Source organism: Candidatus Eisenbacteria bacterium, from assembly GCA_005893305.1.
Classification (GTDB): Bacteria; Eisenbacteria; RBG-16-71-46; order SZUA-252; family SZUA-252; genus WS-9.
On sequence record VBOZ01000016.1, the window covers coordinates 63632 to 68100 of the forward strand.

A 4469-nucleotide genomic window follows, 5' to 3' on the forward strand; every position below is an offset into this window, starting at 1 on the left:
GCGCCTTCTCGGCGAGGGCCCAGCCGCGGGGGGAGAAGCAGACGAACCCCAGCCCGGGCGGAATCATCATCCCCTTCTGCGAGCCCCAGACCACGCAGTCGATATCCGACCTGTCGAAGTCGAGGTCGTAGACCCCGTAGCTCGTGATCGCGTCGACGATCGTGGAGACGCCGCGCGCCTTTGCCGCACGCGCGATCTCGTTCGCCGGGAAGAGCGCCCCCGTCGAGGTCTCGCTGTGCGTCAGGAAGAGTGCCTTCGCCTTCGGATGCGCGGCGAGCGCCTCCTCCGCCTGCTTCACGGTCGCCACGCGCCCCCAGGGAACGCTCACCATCCGCGCCGTGACGCCGTAGGCCTCGCAGATCACGCGCCACCGGTCGCCGAACTTCCCTCCCTCGACGACGATCGCCTCGTCGCCCGGGGAAAGCACGTTGGCCGCCGCGGCCTCCATCGCCCCGCTGCCCGAGCAGGCGAGCGTCAGGACCGGCTGCGTCGTGCCAAGGTGCTCGGCCAAGAGCTTCGTCATCTCGAGAAATTGGGTCCGGTACTCGTCGGTCCGGTGGTGGATGATCGGCCGCGCCATCGCCTCCAATACTTCGGCGGGAAGCTGGGTCGGTCCGGGAGTGAAGAGGACGCGCTTCAACGGAGGCTCTTTCGCGCGGCCTTACTCAAGAGGGGCGGATCAGTGGGCCAGGTGTACGCGCTCTTCGTCGGGATCGCGCTGGACGCTCTGTCTCGACTCGCCCGGGTTGAGCGCGATCTCGAGCACCTCGTCCATCGTTTCGACGAGCCTGAAGATAACCCCGTTCCGAACGAAGTCGGGGAGCTCCTTCAGGTCCTTCTCGTTCAGCTTCGGAATGATGACCTCTTTCACGCCGGCGCGCATGGCCGCGACCACCTTCTCGTTCAGCCCCCCGATCGGGAGGACGTTGCCGAGGAGCGTGATCTCGCCCGTCATCGCCACGTCGTCCCGGGTCGGGACTCCCGTGAGGGCCGAGACGAGCGCCGTGGCCATCGTGATGCCGGCCGAGGGGCCGTCCTTCGGGATCGCTCCCTCGGGCAGGTGCACATGCACGTCGACGTCCTTGTAGAACTTCTTGTCGAGACCCAACGGGGTCGCCCTCGAGCGCGTGTAGGAAAGCGCCGCGAGGCCTGATTCGCGCATCGTCTCGCCGAGCTTGCCGGTCAAGGAGAGGGCTCCCGAGCCGGGCACCACGCTCACTTCCACGTTGAGCAGGTCGCCGCCAGCGTCGGTCCACGCCAGGCCCGTCGCCACGCCCACGCGCGATCGCCGCTCGATCTGGCTGTCGAGGAACTTCGGAACGCCCAGGTACGCCTGGAGGCCGCTCTCGGTGACGTGGAACGTGCGCGCCTTGCCGGTCGTCGCCTTCTTCCGGGCGATCTTCCGGCAGACGGCCGCGATTTCGCGCTCCAGATTCCGGACGCCCGCCTCACGCGTGTATTGGTTGATGATCCCTCGGAGGGCCTTGTCGCCGATCTTGAGATCGGTCGGCTCGAGGCCGTGCGCTTTGGCTTCCTTGGGGAGCAGGAACTTCTTCGCGATCTCCACCTTCTCGAACTCGAGGTACCCGGGCAGACGGATGATCTCCATCCGGTCGACCAGGGCCGCTGGGATCGAGTAGAGGGTGTTGCTCGTGGTGATGAACATCACCTGGGAGAGGTCGAAGTCGACCTCCAGGTAATGATCCTGGAACGTGTGGTTCTGCTCCGGGTCGAGCACTTCCAAAAGCGCCGACGCAGGATCGCCGCGGAAATCCATCCCCAGCTTGTCGATCTCGTCGAGGAGGAAGACCGGGTTCCGCGAGCCGGCCCGCTTCATCCCCTGGATCATGCGCCCTGGGAGCGACCCGATGTAGGTGCGCCGATGCCCGCGGATCTCGGCCTCGTCCCGCACGCCGCCCAGCGACATGCGGATGAACTTCCGCCCGAGGGCGCGGGCGATCGATTTCCCGAGTGAGGTCTTACCGACGCCGGGCGGGCCGACGAAGCAGAGGATGGGGCCCTTCAGCTGACCCGACAGCTTCAAGACAGCCAGGTACTCGACGATCCGCTCTTTCACCTTCTTCAGCCCGTAGTGATCCTCGTCGAGGATCCGCTCTACCGCCTTGATGTCGTGGTTGTCCTCGGTCAGGATGCTCCACGGAAGCGACACCAGCCAGTCGACGTAGTTGCGGACGACGGTGGCCTCGGGCGACATGAACGACATCTTCTGGAGCTTGTCGAGCTCCTTCATCGCCTTGTCGTTCACTTCCTTTGGCATCTTGGCCTTCTTGACCTGCTGGATCAGCTCCTCGATCTCGTTCGAGAACTCGTTCTGGTAGCCGAGCTCCTTGCGGATCGCCTTGAGCTGCTCGTTGAGATAGAACTCCTTCTGGTTCTTGTGGACCTGGCTCCGGACCTGGCCCTCGATCTTCCGCTCGAGCTTCAAGATCTCCAGCTCGCTCGCCATCGTCCGGCTCAGAAGCCGGAAGCGCTCGACCAGATCGTCCTGCTCGAGGATCTCCTGCTTCACCCCCACCTTGAGGATCATGTGGGAGGCGATCGTGTAGGAGAGAAGAACCGGATTCGCGATGTTGTTCGCGTTCGAGAGGATCTCGTCCGGGACGCGGCGGTTCAGGTGGACATAGTCGTTGAACGAGGCGAGGACGTTCCGGGTCAGGGCCTCGAGCTGCGGCTCGGGCTGCATCTCGTCCTTCAGCACCGTGACGGAGGCCGACATCGAGTCCGCGCCCGAGAAGAACTTCTTCGCCTTCCCGCGGCAGATCCCCTCGACCAGAACCCGCATGGTCCCGTCGGGGAGGCGGAAGAGCTGGAGCACGCGCACGACCGTCCCGATTCGGTAGAGGTCCTTGGAGGCAGGGTCGGTCACCTCGGGGCGGCGCTGGGCCAGGACGAAGACGACCCGGTCCTTCTGGACCGCGGCCTCGATCGCGTTCACCGACGCGACACGGCCCACGAGGAGCGGAATGGTCATGTATGGGAAAATGACGACGTCCCGGAGCGGGAGAAGCGGAATCCGCTCCCGGATCTCGAATACCTCGCCGTCGCGTTCGACTCGTGTCATGAGTTAAGCCTCTTTCCGACGCCGATCGGCCCGATGGGTCAAGATCGGCTGCGCCTTCTTTTCGATGACCTCGCGCGTGATCGTGCAACCCACGACCTCCAGGCGAGAGGGAATTTCGTACATCAGGTCCAGCATGGCCTCTTCGAGCACCGCGCGCAGACCCCGCGCGCCGGTTCCGCGCTTCAGCGCCAGCTCCGCGACCGCCTCGAGGCCGTCCTCCGTGAACTCGAGCTTGACTCCCTCCATGTCGAAGAACTTCTGGTACTGCTTGGTGATCGCGTTCTTCGGCTTGGTGAGGATGTCGATGAGCGACGCCTTGCTGAGCGAGTCGAGGGCCCCGATTACCGGGAGCCGCCCCACGAGCTCGGGAATCAGCCCATAGCGAAGAAGATCGTCCGGCTCGACAAGCGACAGAAGCTCGCCCAGGTTTCGATCCTTGCGGCTCTTGATCTCGGCGCCGAAGCCCATCGCCTTCTGGCTCACGCGGCGCTCGACGATCTTCTCGAGCCCCTCGAACGCGCCGCCGCAGATGAACAGGATGTCCTTGGTGTTGACCTCGATATATTTCTGCTGCGGGTGCTTCCGCCCGCCCTGCGGCGGGACGTTGGCGATCGTCCCCTCGAGAATCTTGAGGAGCGCCTGCTGCACGCCCTCCCCCGAAACGTCGCGGGTGATCGACGGGTTCTCGGACTTGCGCGAGATCTTGTCCAGCTCGTCGATGTAGACGATGCCGTGCTCGGCGTTGACCACGTTGAAATCGGTCGCCTGGAGGAGCCGGACCAGGATGTTCTCGACGTCTTCACCGACGTAGCCGGCCTCGGTGAGGCAGGTCGCGTCGACGATGGCGAACGGCACCTTGAGGATGCGCGCCAGCGTGCGCGCGAGGAGCGTCTTTCCCGTTCCGGTCGGACCGACCAGGAGAATGTTCGACTTCTCGAGCTCGACCTCCTCGACCGTCCCGCCGGAGTAGATCCGCTTGTAGTGGTTGTAGACCGCGACGCTCAGAGTCTTCTTGGCGCGATCCTGCCCGATGACGTAGTCGTCGAGCACCTTCTTGATCTCGGCCGGCTTGGGAAGGGAGCCCTTCGGCGCCCCGACGGCGTGATCGGTCTCCCCCTCCAGGATGTCGTTGCAGAGCTTGACGCACTCGCTGCAGATGTAGACCGATGGCCCCGAAACGAGCCGGGACACTTCGTCCTGGCCGCGGCCGCAGAAGCTGCAACGAATGGGGTGGGGCGAGCTGACGCGCTTTTTCATAGTCGGGCTCTTGAGTCTCCTAACCGACCGGTACGGGTACGGGCTCGGGTTTTGCCTTGAGCGTATCGAACTTCGTGATCACCTTGTCCACGATCCGGTAGGCCTTCGCCTCCTCCGCGGACATGAAGAA

At 64.5% G+C, this 4469-nt stretch carries 2 protein-coding genes and 1 pseudogene (1 of these 3 cut by a window edge); all 3 read right to left on the reverse strand.

Going from position 1 to position 4469, the window contains the following annotated elements:
* Positions 1-640: pseudogene (locus tag E6K79_06265) on the reverse strand (alanine--glyoxylate aminotransferase family protein); it reaches 98 nt to the left of the window's first position.
* Positions 641-679: 39 nt separating this feature from the next.
* Complete coding sequence (gene lon / locus E6K79_06270) at positions 680-3046, reverse strand: endopeptidase La (GenBank protein ID TMQ64949.1); 2367 nt, start codon at positions 3044-3046, stop codon at positions 680-682.
* 39 nt (positions 3047-3085) lie between these two features.
* Entirely contained in the window at positions 3086-4339 is a 1254-nt protein-coding gene (gene clpX, locus E6K79_06275; GenBank protein ID TMQ64945.1) for an ATP-dependent Clp protease ATP-binding subunit ClpX, read from the reverse strand.
* Between the last annotated feature and the right edge of the window lie 130 nt (positions 4340-4469).